This window comes from Thalassobaculum fulvum, assembly GCF_014652915.1.
In the GTDB taxonomy this organism is placed as follows: Bacteria; Pseudomonadota; Alphaproteobacteria; order Thalassobaculales; family Thalassobaculaceae; genus Thalassobaculum_A; species Thalassobaculum_A fulvum.
In genome coordinates, this window is sequence record NZ_BMZS01000005.1 from 181,796 (window position 1) to 204,353 (window position 22,558).

At 69.8% G+C, this 22,558-nt stretch carries 22 protein-coding genes; 13 read left to right on the top strand and 9 right to left on the bottom strand.

Going from position 1 to position 22,558, the window contains the following annotated elements:
- Positions 1-2: 2 nt before the first annotated feature.
- Both IE246_RS12515 and IE246_RS12520 read right to left on the bottom strand, forming a co-directional pair.
- Complete coding sequence (locus IE246_RS12515; protein WP_189990007.1) at positions 3-992, bottom strand: DnaJ C-terminal domain-containing protein; 990 nt, start codon at positions 990-992, stop codon at positions 3-5.
- A gap of 49 nt (positions 993-1,041) precedes the next feature.
- On the bottom strand, positions 1,042-1,563 hold the full coding sequence (locus IE246_RS12520; RefSeq protein ID WP_229837016.1) for an RT0821/Lpp0805 family surface protein: 522 nt from the start codon (positions 1,561-1,563) through the stop codon (positions 1,042-1,044).
- A 246-nt stretch (positions 1,564-1,809) separates the two neighbouring features.
- On the opposite strand from IE246_RS12520, the gene pdxH reads away from it, so the two are divergent.
- The 7 genes from pdxH (at position 1,810) to IE246_RS12555 (ending at position 7,849) form a co-directional block, all read left to right on the top strand.
- Positions 1,810-2,406: a pyridoxamine 5'-phosphate oxidase gene (gene pdxH / locus IE246_RS12525; RefSeq protein WP_189990009.1), complete on the top strand. Its 597-nt coding sequence runs from the start codon at positions 1,810-1,812 to the stop codon at positions 2,404-2,406.
- 8 nt (positions 2,407-2,414) lie between these two features.
- A complete protein-coding gene (locus IE246_RS12530; protein ID WP_229837018.1) occupies positions 2,415-3,365 on the top strand; it encodes a cation diffusion facilitator family transporter in 951 nt (316 codons plus the stop codon).
- Positions 3,352-4,944, top strand: a complete 1,593-nt coding sequence (locus tag IE246_RS12535) for a bifunctional aminoglycoside phosphotransferase/ATP-binding protein (protein WP_189990012.1) — start codon at positions 3,352-3,354, stop codon at positions 4,942-4,944. Before IE246_RS12530 ends, IE246_RS12535 begins: the two co-directional genes overlap by 14 nt.
- An 87-nt stretch (positions 4,945-5,031) precedes the next feature.
- Positions 5,032-5,880 (top strand): putative universal stress family protein, encoded by an 849-nt coding sequence (locus tag IE246_RS12540; RefSeq protein WP_189990015.1) that lies wholly within the window; start codon positions 5,032-5,034, stop codon positions 5,878-5,880.
- Positions 5,881-5,902: 22 nt separating this feature from the next.
- A complete protein-coding gene (locus tag IE246_RS12545) occupies positions 5,903-6,271 on the top strand; it encodes a hypothetical protein (protein WP_189990017.1) in 369 nt (122 codons plus the stop codon).
- 76 nt (positions 6,272-6,347) lie between these two features.
- Complete coding sequence (locus tag IE246_RS12550; RefSeq protein WP_189990019.1) at positions 6,348-7,088, top strand: SDR family NAD(P)-dependent oxidoreductase; 741 nt, start codon at positions 6,348-6,350, stop codon at positions 7,086-7,088.
- A gap of 14 nt (positions 7,089-7,102) precedes the next feature.
- Positions 7,103-7,849: a glutamine amidotransferase-related protein gene (locus IE246_RS12555; protein ID WP_189990022.1), complete on the top strand. Its 747-nt coding sequence runs from the start codon at positions 7,103-7,105 to the stop codon at positions 7,847-7,849.
- On the opposite strand, the gene IE246_RS12560 is transcribed toward IE246_RS12555, so the two are convergent.
- The 6 genes from IE246_RS12560 to IE246_RS12585 form a co-directional block, all read right to left on the bottom strand.
- The gene (locus IE246_RS12560) at positions 7,818-8,753 is read right to left on the bottom strand and encodes an NHL repeat-containing protein (RefSeq protein ID WP_189990026.1); all 936 of its coding nucleotides are present in this window, start codon (positions 8,751-8,753) and stop codon (positions 7,818-7,820) included. The genes IE246_RS12555 and IE246_RS12560 overlap by 32 nt on opposite strands.
- Complete coding sequence (locus tag IE246_RS12565) at positions 8,729-9,265, bottom strand: hypothetical protein (RefSeq protein WP_189990029.1); 537 nt, start codon at positions 9,263-9,265, stop codon at positions 8,729-8,731. The genes IE246_RS12560 and IE246_RS12565 overlap by 25 nt, the downstream gene beginning before the upstream one ends.
- A 102-nt stretch (positions 9,266-9,367) precedes the next feature.
- Positions 9,368-10,231 carry an ABC transporter permease gene (locus IE246_RS12570; protein WP_189990031.1) on the bottom strand — a complete coding sequence of 288 codons (864 nt, stop codon included), beginning with the start codon at positions 10,229-10,231 and terminating at the stop codon, positions 9,368-9,370.
- A gap of 7 nt (positions 10,232-10,238) precedes the next feature.
- Positions 10,239-11,504, bottom strand: coding sequence for an ABC transporter permease (locus IE246_RS12575; RefSeq protein ID WP_189990034.1), 1,266 nt, complete (start codon positions 11,502-11,504; stop codon positions 10,239-10,241).
- 94 nt (positions 11,505-11,598) lie between these two features.
- Positions 11,599-12,669, bottom strand: a complete 1,071-nt coding sequence (locus IE246_RS12580) for an ABC transporter substrate-binding protein (protein WP_189990038.1) — start codon at positions 12,667-12,669, stop codon at positions 11,599-11,601.
- 147 nt (positions 12,670-12,816) lie between these two features.
- Positions 12,817-13,905: an ABC transporter ATP-binding protein gene (locus IE246_RS12585; protein ID WP_189990041.1), complete on the bottom strand. Its 1,089-nt coding sequence runs from the start codon at positions 13,903-13,905 to the stop codon at positions 12,817-12,819.
- A gap of 292 nt (positions 13,906-14,197) precedes the next feature.
- On the opposite strand from IE246_RS12585, the gene IE246_RS12590 reads away from it, so the two are divergent.
- The 6 genes from IE246_RS12590 to IE246_RS12615 all read left to right on the top strand — a co-directional run bounded on the left by IE246_RS12590 (position 14,198) and on the right by IE246_RS12615 (position 21,419).
- Positions 14,198-16,639, top strand: a complete 2,442-nt coding sequence (locus IE246_RS12590; RefSeq protein WP_189990044.1) for a GcvT family protein — start codon at positions 14,198-14,200, stop codon at positions 16,637-16,639.
- Between the two features lie 123 nt (positions 16,640-16,762).
- Entirely contained in the window at positions 16,763-17,404 is a 642-nt protein-coding gene (locus tag IE246_RS12595; protein WP_229837020.1) for a class I SAM-dependent methyltransferase, read from the top strand.
- Between the two features lie 28 nt (positions 17,405-17,432).
- Positions 17,433-18,884, top strand: coding sequence for an MBL fold metallo-hydrolase (locus tag IE246_RS12600; protein ID WP_189990047.1), 1,452 nt, complete (start codon positions 17,433-17,435; stop codon positions 18,882-18,884).
- Positions 18,881-19,750 (top strand): methionyl-tRNA formyltransferase, encoded by an 870-nt coding sequence (locus IE246_RS12605; protein ID WP_189990048.1) that lies wholly within the window; start codon positions 18,881-18,883, stop codon positions 19,748-19,750. Before IE246_RS12600 ends, IE246_RS12605 begins: the two co-directional genes overlap by 4 nt.
- Positions 19,747-20,739: a GNAT family N-acetyltransferase gene (locus IE246_RS12610; protein WP_189990051.1), complete on the top strand. Its 993-nt coding sequence runs from the start codon at positions 19,747-19,749 to the stop codon at positions 20,737-20,739. Before IE246_RS12605 ends, IE246_RS12610 begins: the two co-directional genes overlap by 4 nt.
- Entirely contained in the window at positions 20,736-21,419 is a 684-nt protein-coding gene (locus IE246_RS12615; RefSeq protein ID WP_189990053.1) for a WbqC family protein, read from the top strand. The genes IE246_RS12610 and IE246_RS12615 overlap by 4 nt, the downstream gene beginning before the upstream one ends.
- Here the strand turns inward: IE246_RS12615 and IE246_RS12620 are convergent.
- Positions 21,385-22,485: a DegT/DnrJ/EryC1/StrS family aminotransferase gene (locus IE246_RS12620; protein ID WP_189990056.1), complete on the bottom strand. Its 1,101-nt coding sequence runs from the start codon at positions 22,483-22,485 to the stop codon at positions 21,385-21,387. The two genes, IE246_RS12615 and IE246_RS12620, sit on opposite strands and share 35 nt — an antisense overlap.
- Positions 22,486-22,558: the final 73 nt, after the last annotated feature.

A 22,558-nucleotide genomic window follows, 5' to 3' on the forward strand; every position in this document is an offset into this window, starting at 1 on the left:
GCTCAGACGCCCATCTTGTGACGCGGGTTATGGGATACGCCCGGTTTCCAGTTCTCGACGAACGCGTCGAGCGCCGGATCCGGCTCGGCCGGCAGCACCACCGACAACGTCACGTACTGGTCCCCGACCGGCTCCGTTCCGGTGGCCGGAACGCCCTTTCCGCGCAGTCGCAGGACCTGGCCGCTGTTCGCGCCCTTCGGGATCTTGAGGGTCACGTTGCCGTGCACCGTGGGGACGGTGATCGAGGCCCCCAGCACCGCTTCCTTGAGGGTCACCGGCAGGTCGAGGCGGATGTCGCGGCCGTCGCGACGGAAGAACGCGTGCGGCTCGACCTGCAGCTCCAGATAGGCGTCGCCGGCCGGTTTGCCGCCGGCCGCCGGCCGGCCCTGCCCCTTGAGCCTGAGCACCGTGCCTTCCTCGGTCGCCGGCGGGATCGTCAGGTTGACGACCTTGCCGTCCGACAGCGTCACCCGCTTCTTGATGCCGGCGACCGCCTCGACGAACGGCACCTTGAGCCGGTACCGCAGGTCCTGGGGCGTCCGCTTGGGGCCGGTCTTGGCGCCGCCGCCGGCCGTCCCGCCGGCATCGCCCATTCCCTGCCGCGCCTTGGCGCTTCGCCAGGCCTTGAGGATCTCGTCGATCGAGTCGCTCTCGCTGTCGAAGTCCTCCCCGAACTCGAAGTGGCTGCGGCTTCCCGCCCCGGCGGCACCGGCTCCGGCGGTTCCGCGCCGGCTCCAGTTCCGCCAGAACCCGGATCCGCCGCCGCGCTCCTTGCCGTCGGCGTCCAGCTCGCCGCGGTCGTACCGGGCGCGCTTGTCGGCATCGCCCAGCACGTCGTAGGCGGCGTTGACCTCCTTGAACCGGCGCTCGACGTCGGCATCACCCGGGTTGAGGTCCGGGTGATATTTCTTGGCGAGCTTGCGGTAGGCCGACTTGAGCTCCGCCTGGGTCGCCGTCCGCGCGACGCCCAGGGTCTTGTAAAGATCGCTCACGGCCGATGGCCCGCGCCCGCGCAGGCCCGGCCGGACCTCCGTCCGGGGGCTACTTCACGATCTGCCAGGTTCCATCCGGCTGCCGGCATGCGGTCCCGTACGCCTCCTCGCTGCGACCGCCGATGTTAACCGTCTGGGTGAATTCCCGACAATACTGGCCGCTGCTGCTCTGATAGGTGTTGGTCGGGGTGACCGTCCCGTAGTGCCCGGAATCCGGGTTGCGCCATGTGGAGCTGGTGCCGGTCGGCGCGGTTTCCAGGGTGCTCTGGGTGGTGCTCGCCAGGGCCGCCTGATCGGCCTTGTCGAGCGACGAGCCGACCTCGCTGCCGATCAGCGCGCCGAGAATCGTGCCGGCCGCGACCGCGGCCAGCCGGCCGGTGCCCTTGCCGAACTGCGCCCCGGCGACCGCGCCGCCGATGCCGCCCAGGATCGCCCCGCCGGTCTGCTTCGGCCCGGCGCCGGTGTTGGTGCAGGCCGCCAATCCGACGGCGAGCAGGGTGACGACAGCCAATTTACGCATCATGGTCTTCCCGTCCTTCTCCGCTGGCACGCCGCAGGTGGCGCGCTTCATCCCCTTGCGGGCCGGCCACCGAGACGATTCTTGCGATGCTGGGAGGCATCTGACCGCGCTCGGTGGTGGCGGCGCATTGATTCAGGTCACTGATCGAACGCCGCAGCTCGACTATTCCGTCGCAACGTCGTCAGGCCTGTGTGGTTCCCTCCTTGCCGAAGCTTTCGGCAGGCGCTACTGGGCTCCCCGGATATGGCAGGCCGATGGCAGAATTCCAGCGTGGGATTGGACGAAGGGGCACAAGCGATGTTCGAGCCTAAGACCGACGATCCGTTCGAGCAGTTCCGAAGCTGGTTCGCCGATGCCGAGGCGTCGGAGCCGAACGATGCCAATGCGATGACCCTGGCGACCGCCGACAGCGACGGCCGGCCGTCGGCCCGTATCGTGCTGCTGAAGGACGTCGATGCGCGCGGCTTCGCGTTCTACACCAACACCGAGAGCCAGAAGGGTCGGCAGCTCGAGGTCAACCCGTTCGCGGCGCTGTGCTTCCACTGGAAGTCGTTGCGCCGGCAGGTCCGCGTCGAAGGGCCGGTCGCCGGCGTGAGCGATGCCGAGGCCGACGAGTACTACGCCAGCCGTCCGCGCGGCAGCCGGGTCGGGGCCTGGGCCTCGCAGCAGTCGCGACCGTTGGCGGACCGGCCGACCCTGCTGTCGGCGGTGGCCCGCTTCGAGGCGGAGTACGACGGCAAGGACGTCCCGCGCCCGCCCTACTGGTCCGGCTACCGCCTGACCCCGCTGCGGATCGAGTTCTGGCAGGACGGCGAGTTCCGCCTGCACGACCGCTTCCTGTACTCCCGGCCGAGCGACGGCGCACCGTGGGTGATGCAGCGGCTGTTCCCCTGAGGCAGGCGGTGCCGGCACCGCTGGACCCGATCGCCGACGCCCCGCGGATCGCGCGTCTGACCCGGCGCATGGCGGTCGGGGCGACGGCGGTCGCCGCCGTGCTGATCATGGTCAAGACCGGGGCCTGGTGGACCACCGATTCGGTGGCGATGCTGTCCAGCCTGGTCGACTCGCTGCTCGACGTCGGGATGTCGCTGGTCACCCTGCTGGCGGTCCAGAAGGCGGCGAAGCCGGCGGACCGGGAGCACCGGTGGGGCCATGGCAAGGCCGAGTCGCTCGCCGCCCTCAGCCAGGCCGCCTTCATCGGCGGTTCGGCGGTACTGGTGCTGGTCGAGTGCGGGCGTCGGCTGGTCGATCCGGAACCGATCCGGCACGAGTGGATCGGCATCGCAACCTCGGTGTTCGCCATCGTCCTGAGCCTGGCGCTGGTCGCGGTGCAGAGCCTGGTGATCCGGCGCACCGGCTCGCTGGCCATCGCCGCCGACCGGGCCCACTACAGCGCCGACCTGGTGGTGAACGCCGGCGTCATAGCCTCGTTCTTGGCGGCCGGCCTGGGGGGCTGGATCTGGCTGGATCCGCTGATCGCCGGCGTGATCGCCGCGTGGATGGGCCGCAGCGCATGGCGGATCGGCTACGGTGCGATCGACCTGCTGATGGACCGCGAGCTGCCCGACGAGGAGCGCGGGCGGATCCGTCGGATTGCCCTCGACCACCCGGCGGTGATCGGGGTGCGTGACCTGCGGACCCGCCGATCCGGCACCGACACCTTCGTGCAGATGATCCTGGTGGTCGACGGCGGACTCACCGTCGACCAGGCCCACCGCATCGTCGACGATGTCGAGGCGGCGGTCTGCGAAGCGTTTCCCAGCGTCGAGGTCCTGATTCACGAGGAGCCCGACCACTTGCCCGAGGAGCGGTCGACGGCCCGTCGGCCGGGTAGTCGTCATGGCAGCGTCTGACAGGACTGGACCGGCGGCCGGAGACGGCGGACGGCTGGAGCGGCTGACGGCGTTCCTTGCCGACCCGGCGACCCACGGCCTCCCGGCGGACCGGATGGCCGGGCCGATCGAGACCCACGGCGCGGTCGTGGTGCTGGCCGGCGATCGAGCCTACAAGATCAAGAAGCCGGTCGCCCTGCCTTACATGGACCTGTCGACGGTCGCCAAGCGCCGCCGGATCTGCCGGCGCGAGGTCGAGATCAACCGCCGGACCGCCCCGGAACTCTACCTCGGCGTCGGGGCGGTCACGGTCGGGCGCGACGGCCGCTGGCGCCTGCGCGACCCGGACGCGCCCCGCGGCGAAGGCGAGCGGCCGGTCGAGCCGGTCGTGGTCATGCAGCGCTTCGACGGCGACTGCCTGTTCGACCGGCTGGCCGAGCGTGGGGAACTGACGGAAGCCGACCTCGACCGGCTGGCTTCGGCGGTGGCGCGGGCGCACGACGACGCGCCGAGACGCCGGCGGACGCCCGGCTCGACGCTGGTCGGCGATGTGCTGGCGATCAACCGGGCCGGCCTGCAGGCCGGTGTGCCGGCGGTGTTCGCGCCCGAGGCCGCCGGCGCGCTGATCGAGCGGACCGAGGCCCTGGCGGCGCGCCTCGCCGACCGGCTGGACGAGCGTGGCCGGCGCGGCCGCGTCCGGCGCTGCCACGGCGACCTGCACCTGCGCAACGTGTTTCGCGGCCCGGACGGCCAGCCGGTGCTGTTCGACGCCCTGGAGTTCGACGAGGAACTGGCGACCGTCGACGTCGCCTACGACCTGGCGTTCCTGCTGATGGACCTGCTGCATCGCGGTCTCGCCGAAGGGGCCAACCGGGTGTGGAACGGCTGGCTCGCGGCAGCGCGGGACGATGGCGCGGCCGAACCGCTGCCGCTGTTCCTGTCGATGCGCGCCGCGGTGCGCGCGCATGTCGGCGCCACCGCCGCGACCCAGCACGGCCTCGACCGCGCCGGCGCCGAGGAGGCGCGGCGCTACCTGCGGGAAGCCGCCGCGTTCCTCGACGACGTTCCGCCGGCAATCGTCGCGATCGGCGGGATTTCCGGGACCGGCAAGACCACGCTGGCACGGGCCCTGGCGCCGCATCTCGGCCGGGCGCCCGGAGCCGCCGTGCTGCGCTCCGACGTCATCCGCAAGCAACGCTTCGGCGTGCCCGAGACCGAGCATCTGCCGCAGGCGGCGTACCAGCAGTCGGTCAGCCGTCGGGTCATGGCCGAGGTCCACCGCCGGGCCGGCCGGATCGCCGGGTTCGGAAGCGCCGTGATCGCCGACACCGTGTACGGGCGCCCCGCCGACCGGCGCGGCATAGCGGAGGCGGCCGCTCGAGCCGGCGTGCCGTTCCACGGGGTCTGGCTGGAGCTGCCGGCCGAACAGGCGAAGGCGCGGGTCGATGCGCGCAAGGGCGATGCCTCGGACGCGACGTCCCAGGTCGTGGCCCTGCAGGTCGACAGCGTGGTCCCGCCGACGGACTGGCTGCGTCTCGATGCCGGCCGGCCGATCGGGGACCTGGTCGACGCGGTCCTGGAGGCGGTCGGTACCCGTTGATTTGGCTCAATGCCCGGGCTGTGATGCCGGGGCCTATTGTTGCCGACGCGGGGCGCACCGCCCATGTCGAACTGTGGAGGTTCCGAGATGAAGAGACTTCTGGTTCCGTTGCTCGGCGATGCCGGCGACAGGCCGGCCCTGGATCTTGCCGCCGCGATCGCGAAGCGGCGCGGTGCGCATATCGACGCCATTCTGTTCGTGCGCGATCCCCGCGACATGATTCCGCTGGTGGGCGAGGGCTTCAACGCGTCGATGATCGACAGCATCGTCGAGGCGGCCGAGGCCCAGGCCGCGGATCGCGACCGGGCGGCGCGGGCGACCTACTCGGCGTGGCGCGAGGACGCCGGCATTTCCGAGGTCGAGGCGGCGGGGAAGCCGTCGGCATCGTTCTCGTCGGTGACCGGATCGCTGCCGAGCGCCGTGGTACGACCGTCCCGGACGGCGGATCTCGTCGTGTTCGCCCGCTCGAAGGCCGAGGACGGCCAGGAGCGCGCCGGTCTGGTCGAGGTCGCGATGTTCGATTCCGGGCGGCCGGTGCTGCTGGCCGGGTCGGCGGGCGGTGCCGACGTCGGCCGCCGGGTCGTCGTGGGCTGGAACGGGTCGGCCGAGGCCGCGCGGGCGATTGCGATGTCGATGCCGTTGCTGGCGGCGGCGGACGCGGTCACGGTCGTGGTGGTCGACGACGGCGATGTCACCGAGACTCCGGACGATCTGGTGCGTACGATGTCGCTCTGGGGAATCGCGGCGACCGGCCGGACCGTGAAGGTCGGGTCCGAGGGGGTGGCCGCCACGCTCGAAGCCGAGGCGTCGGCGGCCGGCGCCGACATGATCCTGCTCGGTGCCTACAGTCACAGCCGGGTCCGCGAATTCGTGATGGGCGGCGTGACGGACGATGCACTGACCGATTCGACGGTCGCGATGATGCTGGCCCGCTGAGCCGTCAGGGAGGAAGGAAAGAATGCCGTTGAGGACCATCCGGCTTGAGCTTGCCCGGAATGCCGAGTTTCCCGAGGGGAGCCCGGCCCGGGGTTACGAGTTCCGCGCCCCGCTGACCGGCGATGGGACGCTCGATCACGAGGGGTGGCGGGACGTCAAGGATTCCTGCACCGTTCGCCGCTTCTGGAACGGCGAGCCCGACGAGCAGGGGTTGCTGATCCACACGCGCGGCAAGCGCTGGATGTTCCACTACGACCATCCGGGCGAGGTGGACGATCACGACGACCCGATCTTCCGTTTCGACCGGCACCATTTCGTCGAAGGCGAGTACGTCTCGATCACCGAGCACGATGGCGAGCAGCGCACCTTCCGGGTGGTGAGCGTTCGCTGATCCGACCTGGCCGGGACGGGGCGGCGGCGCAGACGCAGCCTTCCGCCGTTGCCCCGCCTCGGCTATCGTCCGCGCCATGCCAAACGACAACAAGCTCCTGCTGCTTACCGGCGCCAGCCGCGGAATCGGCCATTCGACCGTGGCGCTGTTCCTGGAGCGCGGCTGGGACGTGCTCAGCTGCTCGCGGGATTCGCCGCCGCCCGAGTGTCGGATGGACCATTCGCGGGTCCACCACATCGCCGCCGACCTGGCCGATCCGGGCAGTCTCGACCGGTTCGTGCGCGAGGCCAACCGGTGGCTGGACGGCCGTCCCCTGCATGCGCTGGTCAACAACGCCGGCTGGTCGCCCAAGACACCGTACAAGGAGCGGCTCGGCTGCCTGAACGGCGATCTCGACGCCTGGCGGCAGGTGTTCGAGCTGAACTTCTTCGCCCCGCTGAAGCTGGCGCGCGGGTTCGGCGCCGCCCTGCACCGCGGCCGCGGCGCGATCGTCAACATCACCTCGATCGCCGGCCATGCCATTCATCCGTTCGCCGGCTCGGCGTATTCGACTTCGAAGGCGGCGCTGTCGGCGCTGACCCGGGAGATGGCGAACGAGTTCGCCGAACTCGGCGTGCGGGTGAACGCGGTGGCCCCGGGCGAGATCGAGACGGCGATGCTGTCGCCGGAGACCGAGGTGCTGATCCCGCGAATTCCGTTGCATCGGCTCGGTGAGCCCAGGGATGTTGCTTCGACGATCTACTACCTGTGTTCAGAGGACAGCGCCTACGTCACCGGCACCGAGATCTTCGTGACCGGCGGCCAGCACCTGCTCTGAGGAGGAACATACGCATGCGGATCTGCGTGATGGTTTGCGGCCGGGTGCCGGAGGCCCTCGAGGACGTGTTCAGCCCCTATGTCGAGAGTTTCCGGGCGCTGCTGTCCCCGTACCTGCCGGAGGCGGCGTTCGCCGGCGCCTCGGTGATCGACGGCGAATTCCCGGCTTCGGTCGACGACCACGACGTCTACATCTTCTCGGGCAGCCCGCACGGGGTCTACGAGGACCTGGAGTGGATCCGGGCGTCGGAGGAGTTCGTCCGGCGCGCGGCCGGGGCGGGCAAGGTGCTGGTCGGCGGCTGCTTCGGGCACCAACTGATCGCCCAGGCGCTCGGCGGCGAGGTCCGCAAGTCCGAGCGCGGCTGGGGCATGGGGGTGCACCGGCACGCGCTGACCGTCCGCGAGCCGTGGATGCAGGGCGGCCCGGACGCGGTGAACGTGGTGGTCAGCCACCAGGACCAGGTGGTCCGTCCGCCCGAGGGCGCGGTGGTCCTGGCGGCGAGCGAGTTCTGCCCGAACGCCATGCTGCGGATCGGCGACCGGATCGTCACCATGCAGGGTCATCCGGAAATGAACGTGCCGACCGTGGACCGGCTGCTGGAGATGCGACGCGACCGGGTCGGCGAGGCGGTCTACAGCGAGGGCAAGGCGTCCCTCGACCGGCCGCTGGACCACGCGGCGATGGGGCGCTGGCTGGCGGGCTTCATCCGCGCCGCCGCGGAACTGGGGGTCAGCGGAGAGCTTCGGGCCGGAGCCGCATGACGAAGGGGTGGAAGGCCGGCCAGTTCCGGTACTTCGCCGCGCCGGCCTCCGACACCGTCCAAAGCCGGCCCTGAGAGTCGAAGCCGAGATCCTCGCTGCCGACCGGCGCGGGATACTCGCCGAGCACGGCGCCGGTCGCCGGGTCGAGCCGGTAGAGGCGGCCAAACTGGCTGGACGAGGCCGACACCCAGAGCGTCCCGTCCGGGCCGATCGTCGCCCCCTGCGCGCGTACCGGCGCCGGGATCTCCCGGGCGATCGCGTCGGGGCCGAGACCGGCCACCGGGTCGGCGGCGTCGATCGCAGCCAGCGGGACGAACCGGATGCCGGCCCCGCTCGAGCGCTTGTACTCGCCGATCCACAGCCCGTCGGCGGTGCCGGCCGCGAACGAGCCGCGCAGCGGAAACCGCAGCGACACCCGGCGCAACACCCCGTTGGCCCGGCGTTGCGGGTCGAACAGCGCGTCCGGGTCGATCTCGATCAGGGCCCAGCTGTCGGCCAGGAACAGCCGGCCGCCGGCGACGGCGAGGCCGCCGGCATGGCTGCAGGCGGCCGGCACGTCGGCGGAGCCGGTCAGGGCGCCGGTCCGGGCGTCGAACCGGTGGATCCGGCAATCCTCGGGCCCCGCCCGATCCTCGCGGTAGGTGCCGACATAGACCTGGTCGTTCAGCACCGTCAGGCCCTGCGGCACGTCGCCGGCCTCGAGGTCCGGCACCCAGATCCGCAGGTCCACGGCGTCGTGGTTCGGGCCGTCGGTGACGGTGTGCTCGGCCGCATAGGACGGCGGCGTTCCCAGCGCCGGCTCGGCGGCACTGGCGGTCGACCCCAGCAAAGCGACGCCCAGGCCGAGCGCCAGAGCCGTCCCGGCCGCGTCGAGCATGGTCAGGACGCGATCAGGTCCCGGCACCAGGCGATCCGGCGGTCGACCTGCGCGATCTCCAGGTCCAGCCACTCCGCCAGCAGCCCGGCGTCACGGTCGGTGCGGGCGCGGAGATCCTCGAGGCGGGCCTTCTCGCCGGCGTACATCATCTCGAGCGCGGCGATCTGCTCTTCCCGATCCTCCGCCGACAGCAGGTCGACGAACCGCAGCTTCAGCGCCAGGACCAGCTTGTTGAGGTCGGAGACGCCGGGCCGGATGGTCGAGGTGAGGTAGTCGGTGAGCGCGGCGCGGCCCGACGCGGTCAGCCGCAGCACCGCGTTGTCCTCCATGCCGTGGCCTTCGACCGGCTCGATCAGTCCTTCGAAGCGCAGCAGCTCGATCGAGGTGCCGAGCAGGTCCAGCGACGGCCCGACGATCCGCGAGGCGAACTCCCGGACCTCGCGGGCCAAGTCACCGTACGCCCGATCGCCCTCGGCCAGCAGGCCCAGGGCGGCGAGCCGGATGGCTTCCTTCGGAACCAGGGAATTGTCGCGGTACATCTCGGCCTCCGGGCACCGTGCCCAAAAGCGAAGGTGATGCCTCGACCGACGTTTGTCCAGGGGCGGATCGTCCGCCCCCGGCCGCTCCGGGGAGGCGGATGGTCAGTAGGTGACGCCGCGCAGCCGCTCGTTGCGCCGCCGCAGCAGCTCGATGGTCGCCAGCAGCACGGTCGACAGGCAGATCAGCAGCGTCGCCACCGCCAGGATCGTCGGGCTGATCTGCTCGCGGATGCCGGCCCACATCTGGCGCGGAATCGTGCGCTGCTCGAAGCCGGCCATGAACAGCACCACCACCACCTCGTCGAACGAGGTCACGAAGGCGAACAGGGCCCCCGAGATCACGCCTGGCAGGATCAGCGGCATGATCACCTTGAAGAAAATGGTGACGGAGTCGGCGCCGAGGCTGCTGGAGGCGCGGATCAGGTTCTTGTCGAACCCGACCAGGGTCGCGGTGACGGTGATGACGACGAACGGCGTGCCGAGCGCGGCGTGCGCCAGGATCACGCCGGCGTAGGTGTGGGTCAGCGCGAAGTCCGACCCGAACGGCGCCGAGTAGAAGAAGAACATGGCGGCCGCCGAGATGATCAGCGGCACGATCATCGGCGAGATCAGGACCGCCATCAGCAGGCGCTTGAACGGCAGGTCGGCGCGCGACAGCCCGAGCGCGGCGACGGTGCCGAAGGCGGTCGCCAGCAGGGTCGCGGCGATGCCGATGATGAAGCTGTTCTTGATCGAGTGCAGCCACTGCTCGTTGTTGACGATGTCCTGGTACCAGCGCAGCGAGTAGCCCGACGCCTTGAAGCTCAGCATCTCCGGCGTGAAGGTGAAGTACGGCTCGGCGTTGAACGAGAGCGGGATGATCACCAGGATCGGCACGATCAGGAAGAAGAAGATCGCCGCGCAGATCAGGCGGTACGCGTAGTACCAGACCCGCTCGATCGGTCCCGCGTAGCTGGGCAGCGCCATCTTTCCCTCACCCGAGCTTCATGTTGTCGATGCCGACGATGCGGTCGTACAGCCAGTACATGGCCAGCACGCCGGCCAGCAGGATGGTGCCGAGCGCGGCCGCGAGGCCCCAGTTCAGCGACTTCTGCATGTGGTAGGCGATGAAGTTGGAGATCAGCTGGCCGTCCTGGCCGCCGACCAGGGCCGGGGTGATGTAGTAGCCGATCGCCAGGATGAACACGAGGATCGAGCCGGCCCCGACCCCCGGGACGGTCTGCGGCATGTACACCCGCACGAACGCGACCAGCGGGTTGGCGCCGAGCGACCGGGCCGCCCGCAGGTAGCTCGGCGAGATCGTCTTCATGACCGAGTACAGCGGCAGCACCATGAACGGCATCAGGATGTGCGTCATGGCGATGACCGTGCCGGTCATGTTGTAGATCATGGTGATCCGGTTCTCGTCGCTGATCACGCCGAGCCAGACCAGGGTGTCGTTGATCACGCCGTTGGTCTGCAGCAGCACGATCCACGAGGTCGTGCGCACCAGCAGCGAGGTCCAGAACGGCAGCAGCACCAGGATCAGCAGCAGGTTGCCCCTGCTGGGCGGCAGCGTCGCCAGCAGGTACGAGATCGGATAGGCCAGGATCAGGCAGGCGACCGTGACCCCGAGCGAGACGTAGATGGTCTTGAGGAACAGCTGGACGTAGATCTGCTTCCAGTCCGGCTGCATGACCACGTTGCCGTCCTGGTCGTAGGTGCGGTCCAGGGCATTGAGATAATAGCTCAGCGTGGTCGGCGGCGACATCAGCTGGATGATCTTCCAGACCCTGGTCTCGCCCCAGTCCTTGTCGATCGCGATCAGGGCGTCCTTGTAGGGCCCCTCCTTCACCCGGTCGATCCGGCGCTGGGTCTTGTTGAGCAGGGACCGGAAGCCGCTGTCCTCGAAGTTCAGCCGCGCCGCCATCCGGCCGATCTCGCGGCGGTTCTCCTTCTTGGACAGTTCCTTCGCCATGCTGGCGAACACGTCCTCCGACGGCAGCCCCTGGCCGTCCCAATCGGCGAGCAGGGCCGCGGTCTCGGGAATCGCCTCCTGGACCTCCGGGTTCGACACGCTGCGGCTCAGCATGTCGAAGATCGGGATGATGAAGGTGACCAGGATGAACAGCAGCAGCGGGGCGACCAGCAGGAAGGCGCGGATCTTGCTGCGGCGGGTGGCGCGGGCCAGGGCCTGCTTTAGCGGGGTCCCGTCCGCGGTCGTCATGACCGGGCCGGCGGTGTCCGTCATCTGCGCCATGACTGGTCCAGGGCTCCGGAAGCGAAAAAGGAACGAACCAATGGGTCGAAAGGAAGGTGGGGCGGAGCGCGCAACCGCGCTCCGCCCCGATCCGTCAGCTGGCGAGCCAGGCGTTGAAACGCTCGTTCAACTCGTCACCGTAGTCGGCCCAGAACTCGAAGTCGTTCTGGAGCGGGTTCTTGAAGTTGTTCGGCGCCGTCGGCATGTGCGGCTGCATGTCCGGCTGCACCTTCGGGAACGACGACCGGCGCACCGGGCCGTAGGAGATCCACTTGGCCTGATCGGCGAGGCGCTGGGTGTCGGTCGAGAACTTGATGAACTCCCACGCCCGGTCCTTGTTCGGGGCGCCGCGCGGGATCACCCACAGGTCGAGGTCCCAGACCTGGCCGTCCCAGACGATCTCGAACGGCTTCTTCTCGTTGGCGATGGCGTTGAACAGGCGGCCGTTGTAGGCGGTGGTCATCACGACCTCACCGTCGGCCAGGAGCTGCGGCGGCTGGGCGCCGGCTTCCCACCAGATCGTCTCGTTCTTGATGGTGTCGAGCTTCTTGAAGGCGCGCTCGACGCCCTTCGGGGTCGCCAGGACCTCGTAGACCTGATTGGCCGGCACGCCGTCCGCCATCAGCGCGAATTCCAGGTTCGCCTTGGGGACCTTCCGCATGCCGCGCTTGCCGGGGAACTTCTTCGTGTCGAAGAAGTCGGCGATGGTCTTCGGGCCTTCCTTGAACTTGGTCTTGTCGTAGGCATAGACCGTCGACCACACGATGGTGGCGACGGCGCACTCGTTCACCGCGCCCTGGATGAAGTCGTCGGCGGCCGCGGTGCCGTCATCGCCCTTCGGCAGGTCGGCCGCGTCCAGCACCTCGAGGATGCCCTCGTCGCAACCGCGCACCGCGTCGGACAGCTCGACGTCCACCAGGTCCCAGGTCACGTTGCCGGCCTCGACCTGGGCGCGGATCTCGGCCAGACCGCCGTTGTAGTCCTCCGAGTTGATGGTATCGCCGGTCTTGGCCATCCACGGCTTGTGGTAGGCCTCGATCTGGCTCTTGGTGTAGGCACCGCCCCACGACACGACCGTCAAGGTGTCGGCCGACGCCGCCCCGGCGAAGCCGAGCGCGGCCACGCCGACAGCCGCGACCCCCGCGCTCTTCAGCAGATGTTTCATTGCGTCTTGTCTCCCTGATCTGTGCCGGCCGAACCGGCGGTTCCCCCTTGCATGCGGTCCCGGGCGTCGATCGGGGGATGCGACAGTCCCGGGCCCCTCGGCAGGCCGCACCACGCCGCCGGGCGCGCGCGACCGGCGTTCGATGCGTCAGGCGTCGAGCGCTCGACAGTCTTCCATGGCCCAGCCGACCCTGACTTCCGCGCCCTCGGCGAGGGTCTGGTGCCCGTGGGCGTTCGGAACCTTGACGATGAACTCGTCGTCGCCGCAGGTGCTGACGCGGGCGCGGATGTGGTCGCCCAGGTAGATCAGCTCCTCGACCTTCGCGTCGAAGATGTTCGGCAGCGAACCGTCTTCGGGATTGAGCGTGACGCGCTCCGGCCGCAGCGACAGCGTCGTCGGCGAGCCGCGGCCGGCGTGATTGACGCTCACCGCCCTGATCATTCGCCCGTCGACGCGGACGGCGCAGTTCCGGCCGTCGTCCTCCTCGACCGTGCCGAGCAGCCGGTTGTTCTCGCCGATGAACTGGGCGACGAACGCATTCTCCGGCCTTTCGTAGAGGTCGGCCGGCGGCGCGAGCTGCTGGATCCGGCCGTCGTTGAACACCGCGATCCGGTCCGACATGGTGAGCGCCTCGGACTGGTCGTGGGTGACGTACACCACGGTCATCCCGAGCTTCTCGTGGATGTGCTTGATCTCGTACTGCATCTGCTCGCGCAGATTCTTGTCGAGCGCGCCCAGCGGCTCGTCCATCAGCACCAGATCGGGCTCGAACACCAGCGCCCGGGCCAGTGCCACGCGCTGCTGCTGGCCGCCGGACAGCTGGCCCGGCCGCCGGCCCCCGAAGCTCGTCAGCTCGACCATGTCGAGGGCCCGTTGGACCTTGCCCTCGATCTCGGACTTCGACAGCTTGCGGACCTCGAGCGGGAACGCGAGGTTCTCGGCCACGGTCATGTGCGGGAACAGCGCGTAGTTCTGGAACACCATGCCGATCCCGCGCTTGTGCGGCGGCACGTTGTTGAGCTCGCGGTTGCCCAGCATGATCCGCCCTTCGGTGGGCGTCTCGAAGCCGGCGAGCATCATCAGGCAGGTGGTCTTGCCGGATCCCGACGGCCCGAGCATCGTGACGAATTCGCCGGCCTCGATGTCGAGATTGAGGTCCTTCACGACGAGGATCTCGCCGTCGTAGGTCTTCTGGACCTCCGAGAATTGGACGAACGGCGTTTTATTGTCCGCCATAGTCCCCCATTACCATCCTCTGTCGGTGGCTCCGCGCTCCCTGACGCTGGCCACCCTCGTTCAGCCGGGCAATTGCCCGACCAGGATTTTGGCAAAGCCTAGATCATCCCAACTGGCGGTGTAAACCCAGGCTGTTGCGGCGCACAACAAGCTTGGCACCGCCGAACCATTGCCTTTGCGCTGAATGCGACACGCCGCCGTCGTCTTTCGGCACGGGGCATCGCGCGAATTCGTCAATCTGTCCGCGGACGGCCGCGGGGCCGCGCCGCCATCGGCGTCGGGGAGACGGAAAATGAAGGATACGGCTCGGGTCGTGGTGATCGGTGGCGGCGTCGTCGGCGTCAGCACCCTCTACCATCTCGCGAAGCGCGGCTGGTCGGACGTGATGCTGCTGGAGCGCACCGAACTGACCGCCGGCTCGACCTGGCACGCGGCCGGGCTTCTGCCGCTGTTCAACATGAGCTACTCGGTCGGCCAGCTGCACCAGTACTCGGTTGAATTGTACAAGACGCTGGAGGCCGAGACCGGCCAGGACGTGAGCTTCCACGGCGTCGGCAACCTCCGCCTCGCGACCAACCGCGACCGCATGGACGAGTACCGCAACTACCAGTGCACCGCCGAGACCATCGGCGTCGAGTGCCATCTGGTCGGCGTCGACGAGATCAAGAAGCTGTGGCCACTGATCAACGCCGACGGGCTGATCGGCGCACTCTGGCACCCGACCGACGGCCACATCGCGCCGGTCGACGTGACCATGGCGCTGGCCAAGGGCGCGCGCATGAACGGCGGCACCATTCACCAGCACACCGTCGTGACCGGTATCGAGCGCGACAACAACGAATGGGTCGTGCACACCGACAAGGGCTCGATCCGCTGCGAGCACGTGGTGTCGGCGACCGGCAACTACGCTCGCCAGACCGCTCGGATGGTCGGCCTGCAGATCCCGGCGATCCCGGTCGAGCACCAGTACATCGTCACCGACGTCGACCCGACGCTGAAGGCCTACCGCGAGGCCGGCAATCCCGAGCTGCCGGTACTGCGCGAATCCGACAACCAGTACTATTTCCGCGAGGAGCGGATGGGCTGGATCCTCGGCCCGTACGAGAAGCACGCGCCGGCCTGCTTCGTCGACGGCGTGCCGCCGACCTTCGAGAAGGACCTGTTCCCGGGCGAGCTGGAGCGGCTGATGCCGCATGTCGAGGCCTGCATGAACCGGGTGCCGTCGTTCGAGACCGCCGGCATCAAGGACATCGTCAACGGCCCGATCTCCTACACCCCGGACGGCAACCCGATGGTCGGGCCGGCCTACGGGCTGCCGAACCTGTGGCTGTCCGAGGGCCACAGCTTCGGGGTCACCGCCGCCGGCGGCGCGGGCTGGCAGCTCGCCAACTGGATCGTCGACGGCGAGCCGTCGGTCGACATGATCGGCGTCGACCCGCGGCGCTTCGGCGTGGTCGCCAAGCATTTCGCGAAGATCAAGAACGAGGAGGCGTACGAGCACGTCTTCGTCAATCACTTCCCGATGGAGGAGCGGCCGGCCGGCCGGCCGGCCAAGACGCCGCCGATCTACGACCGGCTCGACAAGGCGGGCGCGGTCTGGGGTGCGCGCTTCGGCTGGGAGCGGCCGAACTGGTTCGCGCCGGCCGGGGTCGAGCGCCAGGACGTCTACTCGTTCCGCCGCTCGAACTGGTTCGAGCCCGTCGGCAACGAGGTCCGGACCATGCGCGAGCGGGTCGGGCTGATCGAGCTGTCGTCGTTCGCCAAGTACGAGGTCGAGGGGCCTGGCGCGCGCGAGTGGCTCGACCGCATGGTCGCCAACGCCATCCCCAAGGGCGTCGGCCGCATGAGCCTGAGCCACGCGCTCAACCCGTCGGGCTCGGTGCGCTCCGAGTTCACCATCACCCGCATGGCCGACGGCCTGTACGGCGAGCGCTTCTACCTGGTCGGTCCCGGCGCCGGCCACGACTACGACTACGACTTCCTGCAGAAGACCCTGCCGCGCGACGGCTCGGTGTACCTGAAGGACGTCACCAACCAGTACGGCGTGCTGGTGCTGGCCGGGCCGGACGCCCGCAAGGTGCTGCAGAAGCTGGCCGACGCCGACGTCTCGAACGAGGCCTTCAAGTGGCTGACCATGCAGGAGATCCCGGTCGGCTACTGCCCGAACGTCCGGGCCCTGCGCGTCAACTTCGTCGGCTCGCTCGGCTGGGAACTGCACCACCCGATCGAGTACCAGGTGCACCTCTACGAGGCGCTGATGGCGGCCGGTCGGGAGTTCGACATCGGCCTGGTCGGCATGCGGGCGATGGACTCGATGCGGCTGGAGAAGAGCTACCGGCTGTGGGGCACCGACCTGAACGCCGAGAACTCGGTGCTGGAGGCCGGGCTGAACCGCTTCGTGCGGCTCAACAAGGGCGAGTTCACCGGCCGCGACGCGCTGGTCCGCCAGCAGGCCGACGGGGTGCCGAACACCTACTGCACGATCGAGATCGACGCCGCCGACGCCGACAGCTTCGGCAACGAGCCGGTGTTCATGGACGGCCAGGTGGTCGGCCGCGGCACCGCCGGCGGCTACGGCCATTTCGTGAAGAAGTCGCTGATGCTGGGCTACGTGAAGACCGAGTTCGCCGAAATCGGCCGCGAGTGCCAGGTGCGGCTGATGGGTGAGTTGCGGCCGGCGCGGATCGTGCCGGAGAGCCCGTACGACCCGGAGAACGAGGCGCTCAGGGCATAGGACGCCGGCCCTCCGGACGGCCCGACCGGCGCAGTTCCGGGATTCGCGCCGGCCGGGGGCGGTGTTGCGGCCGCGCGGGCGCCGCCCTACAAGGGGCCGGCACGTCTTCGGAGCGAGAATTCGGTGTCGGCCGGTCCAGCATATCTCGAGCTCATGCGCCACTACGAGGCGTGCCTGGACCGGCACGGCGACTCGCACCGTGGCGTCGACTGGCCGAACCCGCAGGATGCCGAGACCCGCTACGCGGTCATGCTGGACCTGCTCGCAGGCGGGCCGGACGACGCGTCGCTTCTGGACGTGGGCTGCGGGGCCGGGCACCTGCTCGAGCACATCCGCCGCCACGATCGCCGGATCGCGTACACCGGGCTGGACATCTCGCCGGCGTTCGTCGAGCTCTGCCGGCGCAAGTTCCCGGAGCAGCGGTTCCTGTGCCTCGACCTGCTGGCCGACGACGGGCTCGACACGACGTTCGACTACGTCGTGATGAACGGCGTGTTCACCGAACGCGTCGGCCTGGCGGATGCCGAGATGTGGGATTTCTTCACGCGGCTGGTCGAGCGTGCCTTCGATCGGTGCCGGCTGGGCATCGCCTTCAACGTCATGTCGAAGCACGTGGACTGGGAGCGCGCCGACCTGTTCCATGTCTCGTACGACCGGATGGCCGAGTTCGTCGGACGGCGGCTGTCACGCCACTACCGGTTCCGGGCCGACTATGGCCTCTACGAGTTCACGACCTACGTCTTTCGTGCCCCGAACACCGCCTGACCCAACTGCCTACGGAGTCGATCGTCCGATGCCCAGGGACCTCGTCGTACAGTTCATCTCGCACGCCTGCCTGAAGATCACCGGCGAGTTCGGCACCCTGGTGTGCGATCCGTGGATGCTGAACCAGCCGGTCTTCAACATGTCGACCTGGAAGTTCCCGGCGGCGGTGGTGCCCCCGGAAGAGGTCGTCCGCGACGTCGACTACCTGTTCATCACGCACACCCACGAGGACCATTTCCACATCCCGTCGCTGGACCACTTCCCGCGGGACGTCACCATTCTGCTGCCGAGCTACGCCAACATGGCCCGGCTGCGTGCCCATTCGTCGGAGCGGGCGCTGCGCGAAATGGGCTTCTACAACATCCGGCGGCTGGATCCGTGGCAGACCTTCCTGCTCGGCGGCAACACGCCGCTGGTCTACGTCCCTTCCGCCGACACCCGCTGGCACGACTGGGAGAATGCCGGCTTCGTGATCGAGCATCACGACTGCATCCTCCTGAACATGAACGACAACCTGACCGACCTGCCGATGTGCCGGCAGATCGCGGCGCGCTGGCCGAAGGTCGACATCGCGTTCATCCAGTCGCTGGGCGTCACGATGTTCCCCGGCTGCTTCCGCATGAGCGAGGCGGAGATGCGCGCGGCCGCGGCCGAGCGGCAGGTCGGCATGGCCGACCAGCGGCGGATGCTGGACTGGATCAAGCCGAAGCGCATCGTGCCGTTCGCCGGCGACTTCTGCTGGCTCGACGAGGCCCATTTCCACAAGAACTGGGCGAACCGCGCGACGCCGAAGCTGTTCGAGGACCTGCTGGCGCGCGAGTACGCCGGCCGCGCGCCGGAACTGATCGCGATGCTGCCGTCCGACACCTGGTCGCCGCGTAGCGGCCACGACCGGCGGCATCCGCCGATCGACTGGGACAACTACCTCGACGAGATCCGCCGGGTCGGCCGGGTGATGGCGCCGCGGGTCGACGCCATCCGATCGTTCATCGAGGCAGCGCCCCGCCACGACATCGAGGCAAGGACGCGGGCGCTGACCGAGCGGGTCGAACGCTACATCGTCCGCGACGCGATCGACTTTTCGGGACGGTTCCGGATCTCGGTCGAAGGCGCCAGCCCGTTCGCGTTCTGCCTGGTCGCCGACCCCGAGAGCGGATTCCGGATCGTCTGGGGCGACGACGGCCCGGTCGACCAGATCCTGCACGTCTCGGAGGCGGTCTGGGCGGCGATCCTGGACGGACGGATCCGCTGGTCGCTGCTGCAGTGGGTCGCCGAGGCGGAGCAGCCGGTTCCGTACCGGCCGGAAATGGGCCGGTTCTTCTTCTGGCTCGAGTATCATGTCGAGGATCTCAATCCGCCCGCCCCGCAGGTTCACCTGGGTGGCAAGATGCACCCCGACCGACGGGTCGGCGTCGATCCGAAGAAGGGCGTCTTCGAGATCGACAACGAATGGGACCTGGCTTGGCTGAAGGGCAATTGATCCGGTGGGTGTTCGCCGGCGGAAAGCCGCAGGGCATCCGCGTGCTGCGGCGCGCGATCGAACGCGGCCGGCCGCCGGTGCTGATCGTCTGGCCGCCGGATCTGCCGGCAGCCGACCTGACGGAGCTGACCGGCCTGGCGGATAGCGCCGGGATTCCGACCGCCTCGTCGGCGAACCTGGAGGATCGCGTCGGCGATCTGTCCAGCGTCGACCTGCTGGTGACCTGCCGGTTCGGCCTGCTCAAGCCGCGGGTGTTCGAGGCACCCCGCCTCGGGGCCGTCAACGTGCATTCCTCGTTGCTGCCGCGCTATCGCGGTGTCCACCCGGTTGCCTGGGCCCTGATCCGCGGCGAGCGGGTCACCGGGGTGACGGTGCATCGGATCGACGCCAAGATCGATACCGGTCCGATCCTGGCCCAGATCGAGGTGCCGATCGCCGCCGAGGACGACATCTGGGGCCTCACCGCCAAGCTCGACGCCGTCTCGGCCGACGTCGTCGACGAGGTGCTCGAGGCGGTCGTGCGGACCGGCAGCCTGCCACCGGCCCGCCCGCAGACCGGAGAGGCATCGTCCGCTCCCCGCCGGCGGCCGGAGGACGGCAGGATCGACTGGGCGGTGTCGGCCCGGGGCGTGCACGATCTCTGCCGCGCCCTGCGGCCGCCGCTGCCCCCGGCCTTCGCCTTCACGGCGGACGGCGGCAGGGTCGAGATACTCGATTCCCGTCGGCCGGGGGGGAACGGTTCCGACCTGCCCGCCGGAACGGTCGTCGAGACGATGGGGGGCGGGTGGCACGCGGTCGCCTGCGGCGACGGCGTCGTCGCGCTGCGGACTGACATTCCGCTGGTGCCGGGGGCGCTGCTGTCGTGAGTGCGACCGGCGTCAGCACCGTGACCCTCGACCAACCCGACCGGTGGGCGCAGATCGTCGCCGGGATCGGCGGGCCGGGCCTCACGCCGGGATATGCGCTCGGACTGGCGCAGTCCGGCCCGGCGCCGATGCTGGTCGAGGTCGGCCGTCCCGGGGCCCGCCTGGTGTTCTGCGCGATCGAACGCGAGTGGCAGGGCACCCGCGACATCGCGACCGGCTACGGGCTTACCGGGGCGTGGATGTCCGAGCCGGATACCGGGCTGCTCGCGACCTGGCACCGCCATGCCACGGCGCGGGGATACGTCGCGGGTTACCTGCAGCTGGCGCCGGGGCTCGTCGAGGCGATGCCGGAGCTGGAGGCGCCGGCCCACAACGAGGTGTTCCTGGCCCGCCTGGGACAGGGCGCGCCGTCGGCGCACTCCCGCAACCTGCGCGACAAGATCGATGCCGCGTTGGCCCGGGGCGCGGCGTTGCGCCACGACCCCCGGGATCTCGTGCCGGCGCTCGTCGACCTCTACCCGGAGACGATGGCGCGGGTCGGTGCGCCGGCCCTGTTCACCCCCCGAACGCTCGAGACCTGGGCGACCATGCCCGGTGCCATGCTGGTCGGCGCCGCCGTCGGCGGGCGGATCGAGGCCGTGTCGCTGTTTCTGGTCCATGCCGGGATGGCCGAGTATCACCTGAACGTTTCGACCGAGGCGGGGCGGGGGATGGCGGCGCTCCTGCTGGAGAGCGCCTTCGCCCGGTTGCCGGAACTCGGTGCGCAGACCCTCAACCTCGGCGGCGGCGTCCGGCGCGACGACGGGCTGGCGGTCTTCAAGCGGCGGTTCGGGGCGCGCGCGGTCCCGTTGGGTGCGGTCCGCCAGATCTACGACGAGCCTGCGTTCGCATCGTTGTGCGCCAGGGCCGGCGTCTCGCGCGAGGACGGGCGGTTCCCGCCCTACCGGTTCGGGCCGGCCCCGGCGGATCGAGCCGGGGACGGACCATGACCACCGTCGCCGTGATGCAGCCCTACTTCATGCCGTATCTCGGCTACTACCGGCTGCTGCAGCAGGCCGACGTCTTCGTCGCCTTCGATTGCGTGCAGTTCCCGCGGCGCGGCTGGGTCCACCGCAACCGCCTGCATGGTGCGAACGGAGAGTTCGCCTGGCTGACGCTGCCGATCCGGCCGGGCCCCCGCAGCATCGCGATCGACGAACTGGTGTTCGACGGCCGGGCGGAGGGTTGGTGGGATGCCGCGGTCCGCCGCTTCCCGGCCCTGCGGTCGCCGGCTGCGCCGGCAGCCATGGAGCTGGCCGGCGAGGTCCGGCCGGGCGGGCGGGTGGCCGACCATCTCGTGGAACAGGTGCTGCGGATGCGGGATCTGCTCGGGCTCGGGGCGACGGTACTGCGGTCCCGCGACTTCGCCCTGCCGGCCGAACTGCGCGGCGAGGCGCGCATCGCCGAGATCTGCCGGCGCCTCGGGGCGAACCGCTACCTGAACGCTCCCGGCGGACGGGCGCTGTACGACCCGGCGCGATTCGCGGCGGCCGGGATCGAACTGTCGTTCCTGCCCGACTGGCCGGGCTCCTACGCGAGCATGCTCGAGAGACTCGCGCTCGAGCCGGTCGAGGCCCTGCGGGGAGAGCTGGCGCTCAGCGCCGGTCGTTGCGGCGGAGATGACGTTTGACCGCGTCGGCCACCCGGTCGACGTCGTCGAGCGACAGGGTTACCGACATCGGCAGCCCGAGCGTGTGGTCGGCGGCCCAGCGGGCGGCCGGGATCTCGGCCGCCTCGGCGTCGCCGAACGCCGGGTGATCCGGGCAGGCGGCCGGCCACCAGCGCAGACTCTCGATGCCGTCGCCGGCCAGCGCCTGCTGCAGCGTGTCGGCGCCGGTCTCGGCCGCGGACACGACGCAGGTCGCCGAGGCGAAGCTGCCGAAGGCCGGCTGGAACCGCACCTCGTCGGCCAGCGCTCGGCGATAGCGCTCGGCGCGCTCGATGTACTGCCGGCGCCGCTGCGGCCACTGGTCGAGGGCGGCGAGGCCGACGGCGCAGGCGTATTCGCTTATCTTGCCGTTCATTCCGACCACCGACGCGAGCCGGGACCCGCGCAGCCCGAAATTGGCGAGGCCCTGGATCGCCTCGATATGGCCGGCGTCGGCGCTGAACACCGCACCACCTTCGCCGATGCCGAGCGCCTTGGTGGCGTGCAGGCTCACCACGCACGGCGTGCGGCCGACCTCCAGCGAGTCGAATCCGGCCGCCGCGTCGATGACGGCGGGGATTCCGGTACGGGTCGTGAACGCGTCCCAGGCCGCGGTCGGGAGCGGCGCGCCGAACGGTGCGACCGGCATCACCGCCGCCACCGGGCCCGGTGCGCCGGCGAGCGCCCGCTCGGCGATCTCCGGGGTCAGCGACCAGGTGTCGGGATCGATGTCGACGAACCAGGGAACCAGGCCGGCGGCGGCGGCGGCCATCGGCGACGCCGGGAACGTCCAGGCCGGGATCAGGCAGTAGCCGTCGGCCGCACCGGTCGCCCGCAGCGACAGGGTCAGGCCGACCGTCGCGTTGGCGACCAGCGCCACCCGATCCGCCGAGACTCCTCGTTCCTGGCCGAGCCGGGCGGCGAACCGGCCGTACAGCGGGCCGTAGTTCGAGTACCACCGCGTCCGATCGATTTCCGCGATGTACGGCGCGATGGCCGCCTGGTCCGGCAGCAGCGGCCGGCAGACCGGGAGACGATCCGAGGTCATGCGGCGGCCGGGTATCGGAAGGCGTCGCGGAAGGTTGCGTCCAATCGGCCGTTGCGAAGGACTTTGGACATGC

What these genes read in the sequence shown, in the direction of transcription:
- IE246_RS12545 (WP_189990017.1), top strand. Translation starts at nt 5,903, where the DNA reads ATGCCGTTGAGGACCATCCGGCTTGAGCTTGCCCGGAATGCCGAGTTT.
- IE246_RS12565 (WP_189990029.1), bottom strand. Translation starts at nt 9,265, where the DNA reads ATGTACCGCGACAATTCCCTGGTTCCGAAGGAAGCCATCCGGCTCGCC.
- IE246_RS12555 (WP_189990022.1), top strand. Translation starts at nt 7,103, where the DNA reads ATGCGGATCTGCGTGATGGTTTGCGGCCGGGTGCCGGAGGCCCTCGAG.
- IE246_RS12570 (WP_189990031.1), bottom strand. Translation starts at nt 10,231, where the DNA reads ATGGCGCTGCCCAGCTACGCGGGACCGATCGAGCGGGTCTGGTACTAC.
- IE246_RS12550 (WP_189990019.1), top strand. Translation starts at nt 6,348, where the DNA reads ATGCCAAACGACAACAAGCTCCTGCTGCTTACCGGCGCCAGCCGCGGA.
- IE246_RS12585 (WP_189990041.1), bottom strand. Translation starts at nt 13,905, where the DNA reads ATGGCGGACAATAAAACGCCGTTCGTCCAATTCTCGGAGGTCCAGAAG.
- IE246_RS12590 (WP_189990044.1), top strand. Translation starts at nt 14,198, where the DNA reads ATGAAGGATACGGCTCGGGTCGTGGTGATCGGTGGCGGCGTCGTCGGC.
- pdxH (WP_189990009.1), top strand. Translation starts at nt 1,810, where the DNA reads ATGTTCGAGCCTAAGACCGACGATCCGTTCGAGCAGTTCCGAAGCTGG.
- IE246_RS12520 (WP_229837016.1), bottom strand. Translation starts at nt 1,563, where the DNA reads ATGAAGCGCGCCACCTGCGGCGTGCCAGCGGAGAAGGACGGGAAGACC.
- IE246_RS12600 (WP_189990047.1), top strand. Translation starts at nt 17,433, where the DNA reads ATGCCCAGGGACCTCGTCGTACAGTTCATCTCGCACGCCTGCCTGAAG.
- IE246_RS12575 (WP_189990034.1), bottom strand. Translation starts at nt 11,504, where the DNA reads ATGGCGCAGATGACGGACACCGCCGGCCCGGTCATGACGACCGCGGAC.
- IE246_RS12580 (WP_189990038.1), bottom strand. Translation starts at nt 12,669, where the DNA reads ATGAAACATCTGCTGAAGAGCGCGGGGGTCGCGGCTGTCGGCGTGGCC.
- IE246_RS12540 (WP_189990015.1), top strand. Translation starts at nt 5,032, where the DNA reads ATGAAGAGACTTCTGGTTCCGTTGCTCGGCGATGCCGGCGACAGGCCG.
- IE246_RS12615 (WP_189990053.1), top strand. Translation starts at nt 20,736, where the DNA reads ATGACCACCGTCGCCGTGATGCAGCCCTACTTCATGCCGTATCTCGGC.
- IE246_RS12535 (WP_189990012.1), top strand. Translation starts at nt 3,352, where the DNA reads ATGGCAGCGTCTGACAGGACTGGACCGGCGGCCGGAGACGGCGGACGG.
- IE246_RS12620 (WP_189990056.1), bottom strand. Translation starts at nt 22,485, where the DNA reads ATGACCTCGGATCGTCTCCCGGTCTGCCGGCCGCTGCTGCCGGACCAG.